This is a genomic window from Cupriavidus sp. D39, assembly GCF_026627925.1.
Lineage (GTDB): Bacteria > Pseudomonadota > Gammaproteobacteria > Burkholderiales > Burkholderiaceae > Cupriavidus > Cupriavidus ulmosensis.
The window spans coordinates 185,843-202,604 of record NZ_JAPNLE010000006.1 but is presented as its reverse complement, the minus strand read 5'-3'; the positions used below and the strand labels follow the sequence as shown (position 1 = coordinate 202,604).

21 protein-coding genes and 5 pseudogenes are annotated in these 16,762 nt (G+C 61.6%); 8 read left to right on the top strand and 18 right to left on the bottom strand.

Going from position 1 to position 16,762, the window contains the following annotated elements; all coding sequences use genetic code 11:
- Positions 1–354: 354 nt before the first annotated feature.
- The 13 genes and pseudogenes from OMK73_RS05080 to OMK73_RS38815 form a co-directional block, all read right to left on the bottom strand.
- Positions 355–653, bottom strand: a pseudogene (locus tag OMK73_RS05080) (hypothetical protein).
- A 133-nt stretch (positions 654–786) separates the two neighbouring features.
- Entirely contained in the window at positions 787–1,914 is a 1,128-nt protein-coding gene (locus OMK73_RS05075) for a J domain-containing protein (RefSeq protein ID WP_267601046.1), read from the bottom strand.
- 1,212 nt (positions 1,915–3,126) lie between these two features.
- On the bottom strand, positions 3,127–3,429 hold the full coding sequence (locus tag OMK73_RS05070) for an RES domain-containing protein (protein ID WP_267601045.1): 303 nt from the start codon (positions 3,427–3,429) through the stop codon (positions 3,127–3,129).
- The gene (locus OMK73_RS05065) at positions 3,426–3,812 is read right to left on the bottom strand and encodes an integrase (RefSeq protein WP_267601044.1); all 387 of its coding nucleotides are present in this window, start codon (positions 3,810–3,812) and stop codon (positions 3,426–3,428) included. Before OMK73_RS05065 ends, OMK73_RS05070 begins: the two co-directional genes overlap by 4 nt.
- 157 nt (positions 3,813–3,969) lie before the next feature.
- A pseudogene (locus OMK73_RS38830) lies at positions 3,970–4,075 on the bottom strand (histidine biosynthesis protein); the annotation flags it as partial.
- A gap of 194 nt (positions 4,076–4,269) precedes the next feature.
- Positions 4,270–4,410 (bottom strand): annotated as a pseudogene (locus OMK73_RS38825) (IS1096 element passenger TnpR family protein); the annotation flags it as partial.
- Positions 4,411–4,591: 181 nt separating this feature from the next.
- On the bottom strand, positions 4,592–4,801 hold the full coding sequence (locus tag OMK73_RS05055) for a hypothetical protein (protein ID WP_267601042.1): 210 nt from the start codon (positions 4,799–4,801) through the stop codon (positions 4,592–4,594).
- Entirely contained in the window at positions 4,801–5,070 is a 270-nt protein-coding gene (locus tag OMK73_RS05050) for a BrnA antitoxin family protein (protein ID WP_267601041.1), read from the bottom strand. Before OMK73_RS05050 ends, OMK73_RS05055 begins: the two co-directional genes overlap by 1 nt.
- Entirely contained in the window at positions 5,054–5,188 is a 135-nt protein-coding gene (locus tag OMK73_RS38820; protein WP_420715460.1) for a hypothetical protein, read from the bottom strand. The genes OMK73_RS05050 and OMK73_RS38820 overlap by 17 nt, the downstream gene beginning before the upstream one ends.
- Positions 5,133–5,351, bottom strand: a complete 219-nt coding sequence (locus tag OMK73_RS05045) for a BrnT family toxin (RefSeq protein ID WP_420715476.1) — start codon at positions 5,349–5,351, stop codon at positions 5,133–5,135. Before OMK73_RS05045 ends, OMK73_RS38820 begins: the two co-directional genes overlap by 56 nt.
- Before the next feature lie 694 nt (positions 5,352–6,045).
- Positions 6,046–6,327 carry a hypothetical protein gene (locus tag OMK73_RS05040; RefSeq protein WP_267601040.1) on the bottom strand — a complete coding sequence of 94 codons (282 nt, stop codon included), beginning with the start codon at positions 6,325–6,327 and terminating at the stop codon, positions 6,046–6,048.
- A 106-nt stretch (positions 6,328–6,433) separates the two neighbouring features.
- Complete coding sequence (locus tag OMK73_RS05035; RefSeq protein WP_267601039.1) at positions 6,434–6,598, bottom strand: high-potential iron-sulfur protein; 165 nt, start codon at positions 6,596–6,598, stop codon at positions 6,434–6,436.
- A 123-nt stretch (positions 6,599–6,721) separates the two neighbouring features.
- A complete protein-coding gene (locus tag OMK73_RS38815) occupies positions 6,722–6,844 on the bottom strand; it encodes a hypothetical protein (protein ID WP_267601038.1) in 123 nt (40 codons plus the stop codon).
- Positions 6,845–7,383: 539 nt separating this feature from the next.
- On the opposite strand from OMK73_RS38815, the gene OMK73_RS05025 reads away from it, so the two are divergent.
- The 5 genes from OMK73_RS05025 to OMK73_RS05005 all read left to right on the top strand — a co-directional run bounded on the left by OMK73_RS05025 (position 7,384) and on the right by OMK73_RS05005 (position 10,765).
- Positions 7,384–7,491 (top strand): TGS domain-containing protein, encoded by a 108-nt coding sequence (locus tag OMK73_RS05025; RefSeq protein WP_267601037.1) that lies wholly within the window; start codon positions 7,384–7,386, stop codon positions 7,489–7,491.
- Between the two features lie 193 nt (positions 7,492–7,684).
- Complete coding sequence (locus tag OMK73_RS05020; protein WP_267601036.1) at positions 7,685–8,284, top strand: dienelactone hydrolase family protein; 600 nt, start codon at positions 7,685–7,687, stop codon at positions 8,282–8,284.
- An 80-nt stretch (positions 8,285–8,364) separates the two neighbouring features.
- The gene (locus OMK73_RS05015; RefSeq protein ID WP_267601035.1) at positions 8,365–8,952 is read left to right on the top strand and encodes an ISAs1 family transposase; all 588 of its coding nucleotides are present in this window, start codon (positions 8,365–8,367) and stop codon (positions 8,950–8,952) included.
- Between the two features lie 375 nt (positions 8,953–9,327).
- Positions 9,328–9,876 (top strand): type IV toxin-antitoxin system AbiEi family antitoxin, encoded by a 549-nt coding sequence (abiEi, locus tag OMK73_RS05010; protein ID WP_267601034.1) that lies wholly within the window; start codon positions 9,328–9,330, stop codon positions 9,874–9,876.
- Positions 9,854–10,765 carry a nucleotidyl transferase AbiEii/AbiGii toxin family protein gene (locus OMK73_RS05005; protein WP_267601033.1) on the top strand — a complete coding sequence of 304 codons (912 nt, stop codon included), beginning with the start codon at positions 9,854–9,856 and terminating at the stop codon, positions 10,763–10,765. The genes abiEi and OMK73_RS05005 overlap by 23 nt, the downstream gene beginning before the upstream one ends.
- Before the next feature lie 268 nt (positions 10,766–11,033).
- Here the strand turns inward: OMK73_RS05005 and OMK73_RS05000 are convergent, their stop codons facing one another.
- Positions 11,034–11,354 carry a hypothetical protein gene (locus tag OMK73_RS05000; protein WP_267601032.1) on the bottom strand — a complete coding sequence of 107 codons (321 nt, stop codon included), beginning with the start codon at positions 11,352–11,354 and terminating at the stop codon, positions 11,034–11,036.
- Positions 11,245–11,526, bottom strand: coding sequence for an IS1096 element passenger TnpR family protein (locus OMK73_RS38810; protein ID WP_420715475.1), 282 nt, complete (start codon positions 11,524–11,526; stop codon positions 11,245–11,247). The genes OMK73_RS05000 and OMK73_RS38810 overlap by 110 nt, the downstream gene beginning before the upstream one ends.
- 348 nt (positions 11,527–11,874) lie before the next feature.
- Between OMK73_RS38810 and OMK73_RS04995 the strand changes: the two genes are divergently transcribed.
- A complete protein-coding gene (locus tag OMK73_RS04995; protein ID WP_267601031.1) occupies positions 11,875–12,852 on the top strand; it encodes an IS5 family transposase in 978 nt (325 codons plus the stop codon).
- A 263-nt stretch (positions 12,853–13,115) separates the two neighbouring features.
- On the opposite strand, the gene OMK73_RS04990 is transcribed toward OMK73_RS04995, so the two are convergent.
- Entirely contained in the window at positions 13,116–13,514 is a 399-nt protein-coding gene (locus OMK73_RS04990) for a sensor histidine kinase (protein WP_267601030.1), read from the bottom strand.
- A gap of 10 nt (positions 13,515–13,524) precedes the next feature.
- On the opposite strand from OMK73_RS04990, the pseudogene OMK73_RS04985 reads away from it, so the two are divergent.
- Positions 13,525–14,179 (top strand): annotated as a pseudogene (locus tag OMK73_RS04985) (IS1595 family transposase); the annotation flags it as partial.
- Between the two features lie 72 nt (positions 14,180–14,251).
- Here OMK73_RS04985 and OMK73_RS38805 read toward each other — a convergent pair.
- Both OMK73_RS38805 and OMK73_RS04975 read right to left on the bottom strand, forming a co-directional pair.
- Positions 14,252–14,497: pseudogene (locus OMK73_RS38805) on the bottom strand (hypothetical protein); the annotation flags it as partial.
- A gap of 94 nt (positions 14,498–14,591) precedes the next feature.
- A complete protein-coding gene (locus OMK73_RS04975; RefSeq protein ID WP_267601029.1) occupies positions 14,592–14,777 on the bottom strand; it encodes a hypothetical protein in 186 nt (61 codons plus the stop codon).
- 307 nt (positions 14,778–15,084) lie between these two features.
- Between OMK73_RS04975 and glgA the strand changes: the two genes are divergently transcribed.
- Complete coding sequence (glgA, locus tag OMK73_RS04970; protein ID WP_267601028.1) at positions 15,085–16,761, top strand: glycogen synthase GlgA; 1,677 nt, start codon at positions 15,085–15,087, stop codon at positions 16,759–16,761.
- The last annotated feature ends 1 nt before the right edge of the window (position 16,762 follow it).

Genomic DNA, 16,762 nt, shown 5'->3' with positions numbered 1-16,762 from the left:
GCCCAGCTACTTTTCAGCAATGTTGGGACTGGATTCGCGCAAACTGTGCTGGCGGTCCCACCTACATATGTCCATAGCGGGCGAGGCGCCTGATTGCGATCTGGATACAGACGTTTGGGCCGCGCGTTAATGGCGCTTCGAGCACGCAGTTCGGCGCCATTTCGAGACCGCGTTCAGCAATCCGGATTTGTGTCGGAGTGGGACGGAGATAGTGAGCGCACGTATCGCAATGTCCGCAGCGACGCTTGGCCGGGACGAGGCGTTCTGTGGTTCGCTCGTGAAGTCGGCGGTGCGCGGTCAGGCCAATTCGTCCGGAAAAACTTAGCACTGTTCCCGACGCAGGCAAGCCACCGCTCACAACGGCCCGCGAAGTGCCTTCAGGCCGATCCAGAGCACGCCGATGACGACATTGACCGGCACGCTGAGCACACTGGGCACATAGAAGAGCGCGGACAGGCATGGCGCGCGCAGCATCAGTTCGACCACGCCACCTAAGGCATAGAAGAGCAATCCGCACCCGAACCAGCGCCGCATATAGGTCAGCAGCCAGTGCGCGTGTGCCTGTTGAAACGCCAAGCGGCAGACCGTTCGACCAGATCGCCCCGGCTCGCGTCCCTGAACAGCCAGCCGAAAAAGAAGTAGCGATACAGCATGAGGGTTGGTCGCTATTCGCAAAAAATCCGCCACATCTCCGCTAAGTGGCTGATCTAAATACAAAATCTACCGTGCGCGCTAATTTCATGGCACTCGTGGCGAGTGAAGTCAGAGCGAGCGCGGCGGCGGCAATCAGAACGGCATGTCCTCGAATTCAGGTACCGGCGGTCGGTACCGCAAGTTCTTCAGCCAGGCCTTGAACTTCTTGATGTCGTCGAACACGAGCAAATCTTCTTCAAGGTTACGTACGCTCTGTTGGAGGCCGACGATTTCACTGGCAAGATTGCGCATGATTGTGCTGGGCGACAGTTCAACGAAAGGAGGAATGCCATAACTGAGCCGGAAGCCGGTTTCGACATGTCCAATTTCGTGGTCCAGTTCGCGCAGTTGCCCCTTCAGGATCTTGTTATAGTGCCTGAGCCGGTCTTCACTGATGCTATTGATCGCGCTCTGGTCGATGTGCTCCAGTTCCAGTTGTAGCTCTAGCAGTTGCAACAGGTTGTTCTTGCTGTAGGCCTGATTGACACGCTGCATCAGCGCGGTTTTCCGGTCCCGCTCCAGCGGATCGGTTTCGCGATCAGGATGCAGGGCGCTGGCCAGTTTGCGGTAGATTTCGCGGATAGAAAGGCTGATCTGGGCTTGTTCCGCGTGCGCCCGCGCTTCGGCCGCGATCTGCCTGGGTGACTTTTTCCGTTCGGTGCGACGTTCTTCCCGCGCCCGGTGATCGGCGTCTTCTTTCGCCTGCCTCTGTTGTACCTGTGCGTGAGCGCGCTGCAGCACCTCTTCTGGTGAGCTCATGTCCAGGTTGTCGCCCAGTTCGACACCGAGCATGGCTTCCAGCGCCGATTTCATGTCCTCAAGCTCGGCGGCCGCTTCGCTGTCGTAGTCGGACTGGCTGTATCTGTTGTAGATCGCCTTCAACTCTGTATCGTCACGCTCGGCTACCAGGTCACCAGCCAACTCGGGAATGAGGCGTGCGATCTTGTGTCGCTCCGACTTGGTCAATCCCTTCTGGCCGTGGACCTGGTCCAGACAATGCACCATTCTGATTTGCAAGTCCGTATAGGTTTGTTCGAGAGGCAGCAATGTGCTGTTGTATTTTTGCTGGAAAGCTGGGGTCACTGCTTCCCAGGCGCCCAGCCGCGCGCGTCGCTTTTCGAGTTGCTTGATTAGCGCATTGAACGCCTTCTGTCCTTTCGACAGGATCGGCCTGTTGAGGCCGGGGGCAATGCTGACGGACTTGAGGTTTGTCCTGGTCATGGTATGCGTGTCCTATGAATGAGGCGGGAAACGTAGGCAGAGGGTATTTTAGCGGATGCGCGGCACGCATCCATGTCCGGCAAACGTCTGCGCACCGCGCACGCTCATGCTCCACATGCATGCGGTGGCAAGCAGTTTGCACCAACGCGTATCGTTTACATTGGCCCTATATCGATAACCGGTCTTAGCGATATGGGCACATTTTTCTGGCAAACTGCCGTCTTGCGATTTGCGCCTCAACTGCGGCACGCCGCTTGACCACCGTCAGATAGGACTTATCGCGCTCCAATCGACGCTCGATGCCAGACTCTTCCATCCCATCCGATTTCCCCGACACAACTTCCCTGGCCGCTCTGCGTGCCTGGTACGCAGGTGCATCATCGCGGCAGGCGGTCGAACGGTACTTTCCCGACGCGCTGGGATCAGGCCGCACGTCGCGCAGCGTGATCGGCGATATCCGCCGTCAGCTTGCGGAGTTCGCCCGACGCCGGCGGCGCGAAGACCTGGCGGCACTGTTCGGCTGTGCCCCGGCGAATCGCGCCGGTCACGGTGTGCCGCGCTGCCGAATAGCTCCAACGCGACAATAGCGCTTAGACGTCCGGATTTGATCGATGCCGCGAGCCGCAGCAAGCCATCGAGTCGGGACGTTCGCTGCTACCGGCTGCGGCGCCGCGCTGCTCAGCCTCGTTCCACTTCGGGGAAACCGGGACAGTTTGCGGTGACGGCGGTCAGATCGTGCGATATAACCGGCAATTGTGTCCAACCCCGCGGTTGGGAGAATCAGGAGCCGAAAGCCGTGAGGGCATTTCAGACCTCGGCATGGCCGCAGTGTCGCGCCGTCGCCTGACCGCGCTAGCCGTTCGATGTCCAATCGTCGTCGGTTGGCGCGAGGCCAATTTGATTGGCCGCCAGATAGGGACCCAATCCGAGAAAGTCGAACAGCCGAGTTGGCATACCTGCTGGTACCAGTTGGGCACGGTCATCGAAAATAGCGACGCTAGGCTCCCCGCCAGGCGGGACTGAAAATACAAGCCGTCGATCCGGGGAAATGCCGCATGCAACGCCGAACTCCACAGGTTCGGGCCAAGGTAATCAGTGACCGAAAACACGCGAGCGTCCATGCCAAGGGTAGTCAGCGGACCGGTAAGCTCAGCGAGCACTAAAGGTCGACGATCGGCCACGGCCAGCCGGCAAATGCATCGGCTGCTCAGTTCATGCTGCATCGAGCAGTAGCGGCAGGTGCTGTCCTTGGAAGCGCTCCCGAATGACCGCTTCGGCCATACACGCGGAAAAGCTGGGAGCTGCATAAAGGACGCCGAACTCGCCGCCGGCCGCATCGAACCGGTAATGGGTCACGCCCGGCGCGCGGCGGTTGTAGAAAATAGGGTTCAGGTGCGCGCGATGGATCCGCCAGAGCGCTATCCTCTCGAGATCGAGCATCTTTGTGGTAAGCCGACGGTCGGCCAGGTCGGCCGGCGGCAGCGGACACCCCAAATCTTCTGCGCTAAAGGTCATGCGGCGCCCTGCTCGTCGCGGTACCGCGCGTCGACGAGCCGCACAACGGCGTCTATCGGGGCCGCTGCATCGGCGATCCAATCTGCCGGCGTGCGTCCCTCCAGGCCTTCTTGCGGGCGATGCAGAAAATTATGGATAACCCAACTGCTCGCGCCGGCAGCCACAAATGGTGCAAGCACAGCGGCCAGCCGCTCGGAATCGACGTGGAACTGCCACGACGGATAGCGAAACCCTCGCTCGCGCCCCGGCAGCACGAGGGCATAGAGGCGACCCGCCTGGCGGTCCTGGTTGATGGCGCGGTCCGAACGTCCCGCATAAAGCGCGGCGTCCTTAAGAGACAGGTTCTCCGGCCGTTCCCACTCCCGGGCGGCTGCCAGTCGCATAATGTACCGTATGCAACACATAAATAGTCACTTCGTCCGTCCCGTCTTCTGCTCGGCCTTGGCGACTACTTGCTGGATCTGCAGCGCTATGCACTGACCACTTGGACGAGTATGGCAGTAATCGGATCGTGGACGGGCTTGCGGTAGCCATCCGCAATCACTCGGTCCGACCGACGCGGAAATGCTCCACGCTCTGCCCGGCGTGGATCGCCCGCTGCAGCCAGTCGGGCATGGCGTCGGCCGTCCCAGCCTTGATCCGCCGCCAAACCGGTGGGCTCAAGCCCGGTAGGCTAATTCGCAACTGGAGGACGGAGATCGCCGGTTGAGGACGAAGGACATGAGCACATTGTAGGTGGCTCATTATTCTCTTGAGAGACGGCTGACCACAGCCCCCGCTTTGGCGCGCTCTCCTGCCACGAATGCTGAACGTGTGCAGATGTTCGTCGGCCCAGCCCATGACTACCTGGATGACATTGTGCAATTGTCCGAGCGTCAAGTGCTCGGGAACGTGGACGCGTCGCCAAACCGGCGGGCTCAGACCGCGCAGAGCAATTCGAAGTTGAAGGACGGAGATCGCCGGCCCACGATTGGAAGCCATGCGCGCATTGTAGGTGCATCATTGGCCTCTCGGCAGCGATCCGGTCGTCTGCCCCGCGTTGGTGCGCTCTCCGCCAACTGCGGGCCGGCATTGAGAAGGCCAACGCGCGGCTCGGATGGATCTACTGGATGAGCGCTGGTACCTTGCTGGTGGCTTGGCGTCACCTCTGACGTCTCGCGTTTTACTCCCAGGGGAGCGGTTCTGCTCGGATGACCAACTGTCGGTACTCCTCCAAAACGTCGAGCAGCGTCTGGGTCGGGGAGACCCCGGCGGCCACACGGGCCTGCATCAGGAGCAGCTCGCGGTCCACGTCCGGCCGCGCCAGCTGGATCTGCTTCAGGATCGCGTCGCCGCGGACGGCGACGTCGATCTGGGCCTGCGTCAGAGCCATCACCGCCGGCCGCTCTTGATCATCTCAGCACGCAGGATGGCATTCATGCGGGTCTGGTAGCCATCGCCCTGCCCCTTCAGCCAGGCCAGGATGTCGGAGTCGAGCCGAACCGTGAGCTGCTGCTTGATCGGGCGATAGAACTTGCCCCGCTCCGCGTCCAGCCACTGCGCGGAGGTCGTCTCCGGCATGTCGGAGAGGTCGATCTCGGCCTCGGGCTTTGCAGCCAACGCGGCGAGCTCCTTGCGAACTTTTTCAGGCACCTTGCTCATAGATTTTCCTTTCCAACTTGGTGGCGCGTCGCGCCGATATGATGCGGATGTGCTCCTCTCCGCTATCGTCCTGTGACCAGGTGTGGGCCACCAGCAGCACCACCACACCTTCGACCATGCCGAGCGTCTGCCAGCGCTCTTTCGTTCTGGATCCGATCCTGATGGCTAAGATGGTAGGGATCCTCGAACACGAGCTGCGCAACTTCGAAGCTCACCCCGTGTTTGGCCAGGTTGGTCGCGGCCTTATTGTGATCCCAAGAATACAAAATTGTAACCCCCATTTCTGTAGTTACATAATTGTAGTTCACTTCTGCATGCAGGTCAAAGTTGCTGGTGTTCCAGCTAGCCTCGATATGGCGTGTTCGACGCGAAAACGCGGTCCGTCACCCAACCAGCCCGAGTGCGACAGCGAGACGCCGCGCGCCTCAATGGCGGCGCGCAGGATGGTCTAGATCTGGTCGTCCAGCGCCGGCCCGTATATAGACGCATGCCCTTCTCGACAGGTGATCAGCTCGGAGCTTGTTCATCGTCCGCCTCCTCGCTGATCGCCTCGGCCACCGACCGCATTGCGGGCCGTTTCGGACCGGCCGGCCGCACCCTTGGTGCTGACCGCCTTCTCGGCGCGGCGCGCTTCCGACAAGCCGATCGCTATGGTCCTGCTTGGCCGAGCGCACGCCATGCTTGCCCCGGCGCACGACTTCGGATCTCGTCGCGAATGAAATGAGCGGCCCGGGTGCTCGGCGCCTTACCCGCCCGCTTGTGGAGACGCCATGGTGCCCGCAGTCATCCGGCATGGGCATGGCAGATGCGATGTCCGCGGCGCTGACAGAGGCCGGCGGGCTCAAAGAAGTTCGACGCAAATGCCATACCAGGGGGCGAGCTGTCCACGCATAAGGAGGTCCAACCGCCGCAGCTTGCTAAATCTGCACGCGTAAAATTTCCCCCGTAAGCTTTCGACCTTAGCTCAGGACCAACTCAGGGCTGGCTCTTGGGCGTCGACGCAGGGTGGTTTTGCGTTGCCGCGGCGGAAGCGCCTTGGCCGCCGACATGCCCCATACTGCGGTTAACCTTGCCGTGCGCTTCGCTCTTGTCCTTTTTGGCATTCTCGCCGGAAGCACCGCTGGCGGCCTGCACAGCCGGCTCTGCACGCCTGCCAGTGTCAGTCCCTGGTGTTGGAGGGGAACCGTATCGACCGCCCTGGGCCCAAGCCGCAACGGCCGTTAACGAAAGGACGGCGAGGAAGGCTAGCTTTTTCATTGCTGTCTCCTGTCATGTGGGATCGCGCGCTCAAAGGGAGACGCGTCTTAGGCTTCTCAGACCTTTTCACATCAGAGTTGCACCAACCATTTGCCGCGGCCTGCGCTTACCACCGAAGATGGGGCAGGGTCCCCACGCATAGCTGTAAACATTGGCAGTTGCTGCACTTCTGACTTACCTCGTCTTGGGAAAATTTGGTCTTATTGACCGTCGTTGTGTCGTGCTTATATCCAAGCGAAACGGCTTGCGGATCGATTTCATCAAGCTTCACCGCTTCTGCGTTTGCCGGGGATTCGATGCTGGCTAAGGGCGCTTTCAGCAGTCAGTGGTCTGCAGAATGCGCCAGCCATCGATTATGGCCGCGGGTGTGCGCCATTCCCGGGGTGTCCTCCCCTCACGCAAAGCGGTCATGCAGGATCGACGCGGTCAATTCGCGCTGCTTCCAATACATATGATGGATGCGCTCCTGCAGCTTGGTCAGTACCATGGGATCAAGGTTGCCGTAGGTCAGCAGCACGGCCGGTTGCGAACCATCACCCTCCTCGTGTTCGAGGTTGTCGAACGGGGGAACCCGTACTTTTCCAGGAAGACCCGGATTTCCTCGTCCGAGGTGCCGGGTTCGATATTGCTTAGCAGCAAACGACTCATGATCGCTTCTCGCAGTCGATGGAGGTGCGCCGGGTCGGGCGCCCTGCGTCAGCCCCCCGTTGAGGTTAGCACAGCGACACCGCCATTGCCGCCTGGCATGGACCCGATCCAATCCGGGCGCGGCGGCCCGGCGCTGGCGGCCGATACAGGGCAGAAGGCAAATAGGGTTGCGGCGAGGGCAGACATGGAGCCAGCCGACCCTTTCGGCATTCACCTCTCCATGCTGCTGCTGGCGAACAAGACCGATCTCGCCGACCCGGACGACGCGGCCGTGCTCGAAGACCTGCTCGGGGTACGCTTTCCGGCACTCGCAACCTCCACCACCAGCGGGCATGGACTGGCCGAGATTGGCACGTTCCTCTTCAGTGCCCTGGGCATCGTGCGCGTCTACACCAAAGCGCCAACACTGTGCTGGATGTCGCGCTTCGGGTGCATCCGGATCTCGCACGCTCGTTCAAATTCGCCCGCATTTGGGGGGCCAGCAGGTGGGCGATGATCATCCGGTGGCCGATGTAGACGTGGTGGAACTGCATATCAGTGTTCCTGCTCCTCAGCAGGACACACTAACCATCGCCCGCCCTATAGTGAGGTGAAAAGGGATGGGGATGGCGGCGATCCCAAGGCGACGAAGGTTGAAGCGCCATCTGATGGAAGGTAGCGGCATGGCGATTGGTTCAGATGCAAGGGAAGTTGTGCTCCCGGCGGGGGCGTGGAACTGCAGGGCATACTCACGCTGCCGCCGGGTGCAGGCTCCCTGGTATTGTTCGCCCACGGCAGCGGCAGTTCCCGGCATAGCCCGCGCAACAGGTACGTGGCCGCCGAACTCAATCGAAGCGGCATCGGCACGCTGCTGATGGACCTGCTCTTGCCGGAAGAAGACCGCGTGCAGGCCACCCGATTCGATGTCGAGCTTCTGGCTACGCGGCTGGCGCAGACGACAACCTGGGTGCAGCAGCAGGCCATACTGCTGCCGTTGGGCTACTTCGGCGCCAGCATTGGCGCGGCTGCGGCGATCCATGCCGCGAGCAGGTCTCCAATTCCGATCCAGGCTGTCGTTTCGCGAGGCGGCAGAGTCGATTTGGCCGGGCCCGAGGCCCTTGCAAAGTTGCTTGCGCCCACCCTGTTGATTATTGGCGGGCTCGATCCAGGCGTCATCGAACGGAACGAGTCGGCTTTTGCCCTCCTCACATGCCGTAAGGAACTGGTGATTGTGCCCGGCGCCACCCACTTGTTCGAGGAGCGCGGCACACTTGAGGCGGTCGCGCGGCTGGCGGCCCAGTGGTTCCAATGCTATCTCGGCACTGCATGAGGCCGTGCTACGGGCGGCTTCCGGTCTGCCACCAACCCCGCCATCGCCGTCCACCAAACGGCGACGCCTGATCAACCGGCTTGACCTGGAGCGAGTCATCACGGGCACCTCTCTCTACCCTGAACCGCGCCGTTTGCATACCTCTGGACGGCCGCTTTGGCACCGAACCTCGCCGCCTTGAAAGCGTCGCAGTAGCGGCGCCGGACTATCTCAGCGAACTGGATCGCTGGCCCAAGCTCAAGAGCTTGGTGCGCATTGAGCGCACGCGCGACATCGGCGGCCAAGTGAGCGTGCAGACGCAGTACCTGATCAGTTCCGCCGCACCTGATGCCAAGCTCTTACTTGAGGCGAGCCGCATGCACTGGGCCATCGGGAACGGCTTGCATCATTGCCTGGACGTGATCTTCCGCGAGGACGCCAGCACCGTGCGCTTGCGCAATGCAACGGCCAATTTCGCCACCTTGCGCCGCATCACCTTGAATTTGCTGCGCATGCGGCCCGAATCCGGCAAGAAAAAGCGCAGCCTGGCCGCACGTCGCAAGATCGCGGGTTGGAATCCTGACTATTCGAGTTACTCCAACTCACGCCACGGCCGAGAATTTGATGCTCTGGCCCTGGACTCAGACCGTAAGCGCTTGAATAGTTTAGGATTTCTGTTCGTTGCCTGACCCGCCGGAAACCCGCATGTTTATTGGACTGATTTTGCACGCGGAGAACTTGCGTCGAGCACGCAAAGACGCGGGTTTCCGGCCGATTCGGAAGCGAACAGCAAGTATTTGAATATGCAGTGATTGATGCGCTGCACACCGCCGAGACCCGCATCAATCCAAGGCCTGCCCACCGTCACTCTGTGCACGGAATACAAGGGGGCCCCGAACCGGACCAGAGCAACCCATAGTCGGAGGTACGCCAGGCATGCCCGGTACGCCTGGCGTCGCTTAACGGCAAGGGCCCGTTTTTGTCGACTTTCCGTCAACCATTCATTGTCACGGCTAGCTTCTCAACATATACTGCCCTTTAAGGTTCACTTTCTGTAGAGCAAAATGTTAGTTCGTGACTTGATCGCCGCAATGGATCGCTGGGACAAAGCAGGCATTTGGGCGTTTTCGTCGAGCACCCTAAGCCTGCTGTTTCCGGAGGACAGCCGCACCATGCTGAAAGCCTTAGCCAGACACCAGCAAGCCGGGCTCATCGAGCGCATTGCCCGCGGGCTCTATGTGAACCCACGTGCGCGCTCCCTCCCCCAGAACTTGCTAAGCGCCCTAGTGCCCTTTATGCGGCCGTGGGACTTCAGTTATCTCAGCCTGGAGTCTGCGCTGTCTGAGGCCGGCTGGATCTCCCAAATCCCCTCGCGGCTCACCCTGATGACCACAGGCCGCAGCCAGACCTTCAAGACGCCCTACGGGACGTTAGAGTTCGTACACACAAGCCAGACTCCAGACAAACTGCGGGACGAAATGGTGTTCGACAGCCGACGCGAACTTTACGTGGCCACACCGTCTCGCGCGCTGCGAGACCTCAAGCGAGTCGGCCGCAATCTGGACCTAGTCATGAACATGGAATACGTCAATGCAACTTCGAACTCGAACTGACCTTCTGGCCCTCGCGGGCAAATACGCAAACGAACGCAAGGTCCCCGCCAACACCATCGTAAAGGAAATCCTGCACTATGAGATCCTCTACGCGCTCACACAGAGCGGCGCGGCCGCGCAGCTCACGTTCCAAGGCGGCACCGCGTTGCGGCTCTGCTACCAGGGAACCCGTTACTCCGAGGATCTCGACTTCGCCGCCGGCGACGCCTTCAAGCCCGATGCCATGGTGCCGTTCGCCGATCTGCTGCGACGGGAAATCGGCGACGCCTACGGCCTCCAGGTCGACATCAAGGCCCCCAAGGCCAAGGAGCCGGCTGGGGGTGTTCATGTCGCCCGCTGGAGTGCCAAGGTCCAGGTGCCCCAGGTCGACCCGAGCGTTCCGCAGAACCAGGTCATCAACATTGAGGTGGCCAGCGTTCCGGCACACGATGTTGACCTGGTGTCCGTCGCGGCCAACTACCCTCATCTGCCGGCACCTCACCGCCAGCTGATCATTGCGGCCGAGACCCCAAAGGAGATCCTTGCGGACAAGCTGGTAGCCCTTGGCGCGCGCCCGTTCCTCAAGGCACGCGACATCTGGGACATCAAATTTCTGACGGATCGGCAAATCGCCCTGGATATAGAGTTGATCGGACAGAAGCTGGTCGACTACGGCTGGTCCGAAGACGACTTCAAGGAGAAGCTGCAGGCCAAGTTGATCGAGCTGACCGACCCGGCCACGGCAAAGGCATTCCACAAGGAAATGAGCCGATTCGTCGACGCCGGCGTCGCCGCTCAACTTGAAAACCCGTCGCTCGCCGGCGGCTTCCTCAAACGCGCCAAAGAACAAGGCCTTGCGGTGCTGAACGCGGATCTCGCAGCGGATAATAGTTTCCGCCCAAGGCCCTAGACGGACTGCTCAAGCCATTCTCGACGCCCGCCGACAGCGCGGGTGTCCCTTACAAAAAACGACCTCATGTTCGCCTTTTTGCAAAGGGCGCCGCGCGACACCGTTGCGCTTAACGTGACTCCATACCAACTCATCTGGATTTAAGGTTGAGTACTCTGTTATGTGGAGTAGCGGAGCGCACGCCCCGACAGCGGGGCCATGCCAGTATTCACTACGACTTGCAAACTGATCCGCATAGCGGCCTCCCACGCATGTCCGGGCAGCCAGTCTATGCCAGGATCTGTTGCAAGCGATCATTGGCGGTCCGACGGTCGAAGTGCCGATCCAGCCAAACCAGCCATTGGTCGACCTCGTCGCGCAAATGGTCCAGCACGATTGGGCCCTCGCGCGGCGACTCGAGCCATTCGAGGAACTCGTACTCACTGCGTTCGTCCCAGGCCTCCAGATACCTCTCGATCCCAGCCGATGTCCTCTGGCGGTCAAGGCCCGCAACCCGCCACACAAAGTGGCAGCTGGCCAGGACGCTGCCGCAGCCTACGCCGCTCGACGCGTATATCGTGTCGCCACCACGCGTTGAAGTCGTACACATAGACGAAGCCTTCGCGCTCTCGCAGACTAAACGCGGCCAGCGTCAGCTCGTTTGCCACCGTGGAATATTGCAGGACGCCCTCATGGGCTTCGCCATAACGCCTGCCTCGGATCGTGAACTGGTGTAGATGTTCGTCCGTCCAGCCCATGACTACCTGGATGACACTGTGCAAGTGCGCGAGCGTCAAGCGCTCGGGAACGAGGACGCGTCGCCAAACCGGCGGGCTGGCTCATTATCCCCTTTAGGTAGGACTGATCTCAGCCCCCGCTTTGGCGCCGTTTCCAGCAGCGTCAACCCAGGCGCTAAAAATCAGCGTTTGGCTGCATGAATGAGGCGACAACTAGTGCAGTGTTTCGTTCTGTTTGGAGCTTAAGCGACTATTGGCGCGGATGACCTTCTGCAAGATGTCATGCGCGCTCTTGGTCCAGATGAACGGCTTGGGGTCGGTATTGTGGTGAGCCACGTTTAAGGCAACGCTGAAAAAGGTCAACGCCGTTGGGCGGTGAATCGTTAAATGCGGATGAAACAACAGACCCTTGCGATGGCGGCCGATCAAGGCGTCGGATTCGAACAGTACCGTCGGCCAACCAAACGTGATGTGTTCCTTGAGACGATGGAGCAGATCGTGCCGTGGACGCAGTTGTGCGAGGTTGTCGAGCCGCACTATCCGAAGGGTCAAGGCGGTCGCCCGCCAGTTGGTCTGGAGCGCATGCTGCGCATGCACTTTGTGCAGCACTGGTTCAACCTGGCGGATGAAGCGTGCGAGGAGGCGCTGCTGGACAGCACTGCATTGCGGCGATTCGTTGGGATTGACCTGGGGCGCGAGCGCGTTCCCGATGGCACGACGCTGTTGAAGTTTCGCCGGCTGCTGGAGCGCAACAAGCTCGGCGAGCAGTTGTTCGCCAAGGTCGGCGAAGTACTGCAAGGGCGGGGGCTGAAGGTTGGCACCGGCACGATCGTGGATGCCACCATCATCGGGGCGCCCAGTTCCACGAAGAATGCGGACAAGGCGCGAGACCCCGAAATGCATCAGACGAGGAAAGGCCAGCAGTGGTACTTCGGCATGAAGCTGCACATCGGCGTGGATAGCCAGACGGGACTGGCACACAGCGCGGTAGTGACGGCTGCGAACGTGCATGACAAGCATCCGCTGCCGGCTCTGCTGCACGGCGCCGAGCGGCGTGTGTACGGCGACAGCGCCTATGCGAGCCAGAAGGAACTCATTGCCAGCAAGGCACCGCACGCGAAGGACTTTACCAACCAGCGTGTGCGCAGGCGCAGTGTTGAAGTCGATGACGCCAGACGCTCGAAGAACCGCAACAAGTCGAAGATACGTGCGCGGGTCGAGCACGTCTTTGCGGTGGTCAAGCGGCTATGGGGTTTCGTCAAGGTGCGCTATCGCGGCCTGGCGAAGAACGCCACGCGCGCCTTCACAGCACTGGCGTTGAGCAACATCTACATGAGCCGCGAGCGGCTCATGGCACAGGTGCGTCCATGAGCGGCCAAAGTGGGTCGGGAGACCCGCTTACAAGGCCCTTCGGGGCAAGAAAATCGAACCAATCGCGTCGCTGATCTCTCATTCCGAAATTCAGCAGCAGGCCGTCGACGAAAACGGCGGCTTCTTCAGCGTAGCCTTAATCCGTATTCATGTATCAGGCTGGCACGATATTTTTCGATCTCTTACGGCCAGGGAGCGCAGCGTCCTGAAGCTGGTTGCTGAGCCGATCCAATAAGCAGGCCGCGCAATATCTGAACTTTAGCTCAAAGACTGCTTGCGCAAGACCGCATGAGCGTCGCCACCCAGTCCCGGTAGCAACAGCAGTACTGTGTGTACTGGTAGTAGGCGCGTGCCCGGACGACAGGTCGACGCGGGTACGTTGCCGTTTCTCGTGGCGGATCATGTTCTCCACGTTGCCGAGACGCGGGTACCGCTGGACTCGCTTGACTGGAGCGAGAAAGCGAGAAAGTCCCACCGTTCGTTTCGACTCGTTCTTGCATTCCGATCAGGCCCAGCCCGGAGAAAGATGCATCGTCGGCTGACAGGGGAAGCTGTTCAAAGCCGATGCCGTTGTCCTGTATCGTCAACAGGATGTCGTTGGCGTCGCGTTGCAATGTCACTCTGATCTCGGTTGCCACCGCGTGCTTCACGACGTTGTTCATGGCCTCCTGGGCCAACGCCAGTCAGACGCTTGGCATGTCGGCCGTTCAGTTCCAGCGCCAACTCGGCCTGTCGCGTTACGAGACCGCCTTCCAGATACTCCACAAGTTGCGCGCCGGCATGGTGCGCCCCGACCAGGATCGGATCGGTGGCAAGCCTGAGGAACACGTCGAGGCCGATGAGGCCTACGTCGGTGGGCGTACTCGCGGCAAAGGCAGGGGCGTGCACGACATGGTTCTTGTGGCCGGCGCTGTCGAGGTTCGGCAACGCAAGCTTGTCGGCAGCCGCGACAAACGCAAGAGCGGACGGTATGCCGGACGAGTTCGGCTCGCTCTGGTTCCTGACCGAAGTGCCCGGTCGCTGGGCGGATTCATCGAGCGTACCGTTGCACCATCATCACCGACGACTGGAGTGGTTATGCCAAGCTGGGCGAGCGCGGCTATGGCCATATCGCCATCGCGCAGCGCGGTGACATGCAAGTGGTCGAAACCCCTTCCTGCCGATCATTCACCTTGTGTTCTCCAATCTCAAGTCTTGGCTGCGCGGTATTCATCACGGTGTCAGCCCGCAGCACCTACAAGCCTATCTCAACGAATTCACCTTCCGCTTCAACCGCCGTTTCTATCCCTTCAACGCGTTTCGGGGTAATCGTCCTTTTGCTGCAGATTGATACGGTCAGGCTTAAAAAGACGTTTGCAGATACTCGCGGTGCGAGTTTCGATAGCCCTGCATCCGGGCCAGCGCCACCAGGATCGCCTTGTCCTGAGAACTCTCGCACTTTCTGGAGACGGAAGATGTCAGCAATGCCGTCGTCCTGCAGAACCTGCAGCACGTCGCGGAACTGGCTGACCAGGCCTTCCAGCGCGTCGGCATGCGCGAGCTGATATTGCTGCAGCCGACTCTTGGCGATGGGCTCGAATTTGCGCATCACCTTGATGAAAATCTCCGCCACATCGTCGAGCGCCTTCTGCAGTTGCGCCTGAATGGGGGTCATTGTATTTTTTGTGCGAATTCTGGCGGATTGAATCGAAAAGGCTATGTAATTCAAAGGCTTGTGTTTCGTGATATATCACAGTTAGTCAGCAACGACTAACCCTTGCTGCGCCAGGCTTTCCAGCCACCGACCGCCAGCTTCTGGACAAAAAGTACGATGACCTCGTCTTGAGGCTGATGCCCAGGGAGTGCGCTGCCAGCCGCTTGTCGCCGGCGAAGCGTACCAGCGTGACCAGGATAATGTGCTCGCCCATGGACGGCAGCGCGGTCACGATTCCGCTGCTGTCTCTCTTTGCGCACCCGCCCGCCGCAAATGCAACCCGCTGCGCAGCGCGCGTGCGCGTTTCTGCCAGAACTGCCGCCGCCCCACTATAGTTTTTACACGGCCTACCGCGCCCGGCGCTACCCGTTTCCCTCAGGCCCTCGCGCCGCGCCTGGCACGCGCTTCGCGTAGCACCAGAGGCGCAGGGGCCTGCGGCAGCGCCGCGGTGACGTGCGGGGCCGTGCCAGTGATGCGTCACCAGGCCATCACTTTTCATCACCGGGGGATATTCCAACTGACATCGAAGGAGTTCCATCTTGATCCCGAGCATGCTATTCGTCGCCGCAGAGGCGATCCCGCTGGCTAAAACCGGCGGACTGGGCGATGTGGTCAGCGGCCTGGCACGCGCGCTGCAAGCGCGGGGCTGCGACATCACCATCCTGATGCCCGGCTACCCGGACGCCATCGCCCGCGCGCAGGACCTGCGCAACCTCGGTGGATTGCGACTTCCGCTGGACCTGCCCGCCGGCCACGGCGCTACGCGCCTGCTGAGCGGCCGGCTGCCCGGCAGCAGCGTCAAGGTGGTACTGCTCGACTGCGCCGCGCTCTACGATCGCGGCGGCTCGATTTATATGGACGGCGCCGGCCGCGACTTCGTCGACAACCCGCTGCGTTTCGCCACACTTAGCCACGCGGCCGCCGCCGTCGCCGCAGGCCGCACCGCGCTGCCGATCCCGGACGTGGTCCACGCGCACGACTGGCACGCCGCGCTGACGCCGCTGTTGATGCAGCGCGCCGGCGTGACGGTGCCTAGCATACTGACCATCCACAACCTGGCATTCCAGGGTCTGTGCCCGCTGGCAATGGCGCCCCTGCTCGGCCTTCCCGATGATTGCCTCGGCCCGGACGGCATGGAATTCTGGGGTCAGCTCAACTTCCTGAAAGCCGGCATCCGCTACGCCAACCGCGTCACCACGGTCAGCCGCGCCTATGCGGGCGAAATCCTTACGCCCCGTTTCGGCCACGGGCTGGACGGCCTGCTGCAGTCACGGCGCGACGTATTGAGCGCGATACCCAATGGCGTGGACACACACGCCTGGGACCCCGCCACCGACGCGCTGTTGCCCCAGACCTACCGCGTCGACGCGCTCGCCGGCAAGCGCGCCTGCAAGGCGGCGCTGCAGCAACGTCTCGGCCTGCCAGCGGACCCGTTCGCACCCTTGGTGGCGCAGGGCAGCCGCCTGACGCACCAGAAGATGGCCGATGTGGCGCTGAACGCGATCGAGGCCGTGCTGGCGGCGCGCCCCAACGTTCAGTTCGCCATCCTCGGCTGCGGCGACCCGCGCCTGGAGCAGGGCTACCGCGAGTTGGCCGAGCGCCATCCGGCGCGCGTCGGCGTGGCCATTGGCTATCGCGAGGAATGCGCGCACTTGCTCCACGCCGGCGCCGACATCCTGCTGCATGGCAGCCGCTTCGAACCGTTCGGCCTGACCCCCGTCTATGCCATGCGCTACGGCACCGTGCCCGTGGTATCGCGCGTGGGCGGCATGATCGATACCGTGCGCGATGCCGGCGACGACCTGGCAGCGCCAACACCGGGCTCGACCGGCTTCAGCTTCGAGGGCGAAACCGCTGAGGACATGACCGCCGCCCTGCATAGGGCACTGCATTGGTTCGGGCACGCCACGCCCTGGCACGGGTTGCAGTCGGCGGGCATGCGGATGCCCTGTGGCTGGGATGAACCGGCCCGCGGCTACCTGGATATCTACAGCACGCTGGCCCCTCGGCGGACACCCATCGTCGTCCAGCATGCCGCCCGGCTGGACGGCGGTCCGGCCACCTGCTCGACCGCGCAACTGGCTGAACTCCCCGCCGGTGCCATGCCCGCCCCTGGCGCCTTGCCCGCCCTTCCGGAAAATGTCCCGCGCCGGCAGTCCCAGCGCCGCCCGGCACGCCCGCTTGGCGACGGGCTGCCCGCAGTCACTCCAGCCTGAC

Bases quoted from the DNA above. Each gene is read 5' to 3' on its own strand.
- OMK73_RS05075 (WP_267601046.1), bottom strand. From the start codon at position 1,914: ATGACCAGGACAAACCTCAAGTCCGTCAGCATTGCCCCCGGCCTCAAC.
- OMK73_RS05070 (WP_267601045.1), bottom strand. From the start codon at position 3,429: ATGACCTTTAGCGCAGAAGATTTGGGGTGTCCGCTGCCGCCGGCCGAC.
- OMK73_RS05065 (WP_267601044.1), bottom strand. From the start codon at position 3,812: ATGCGACTGGCAGCCGCCCGGGAGTGGGAACGGCCGGAGAACCTGTCT.
- OMK73_RS05055 (WP_267601042.1), bottom strand. From the start codon at position 4,801: ATGGCTCTGACGCAGGCCCAGATCGACGTCGCCGTCCGCGGCGACGCG.
- OMK73_RS05050 (WP_267601041.1), bottom strand. From the start codon at position 5,070: ATGAGCAAGGTGCCTGAAAAAGTTCGCAAGGAGCTCGCCGCGTTGGCT.
- OMK73_RS38820 (WP_420715460.1), bottom strand. From the start codon at position 5,188: ATGGTCGAAGGTGTGGTGGTGCTGCTGGTGGCCCACACCTGGTCACAG.
- OMK73_RS05045 (WP_420715476.1), bottom strand. From the start codon at position 5,351: ATGGGGGTTACAATTTTGTATTCTTGGGATCACAATAAGGCCGCGACC.
- OMK73_RS05040 (WP_267601040.1), bottom strand. From the start codon at position 6,327: ATGAAAAAGCTAGCCTTCCTCGCCGTCCTTTCGTTAACGGCCGTTGCG.
- abiEi (WP_267601034.1), top strand. From the start codon at position 9,328: ATGTTAGTTCGTGACTTGATCGCCGCAATGGATCGCTGGGACAAAGCA.
- OMK73_RS05005 (WP_267601033.1), top strand. From the start codon at position 9,854: ATGCAACTTCGAACTCGAACTGACCTTCTGGCCCTCGCGGGCAAATAC.
- OMK73_RS05000 (WP_267601032.1), bottom strand. From the start codon at position 11,354: ATGTGTACGACTTCAACGCGTGGTGGCGACACGATATACGCGTCGAGC.
- OMK73_RS04995 (WP_267601031.1), top strand. From the start codon at position 11,875: ATGAAACAACAGACCCTTGCGATGGCGGCCGATCAAGGCGTCGGATTC.
- OMK73_RS04990 (WP_267601030.1), bottom strand. From the start codon at position 13,514: ATGAACAACGTCGTGAAGCACGCGGTGGCAACCGAGATCAGAGTGACA.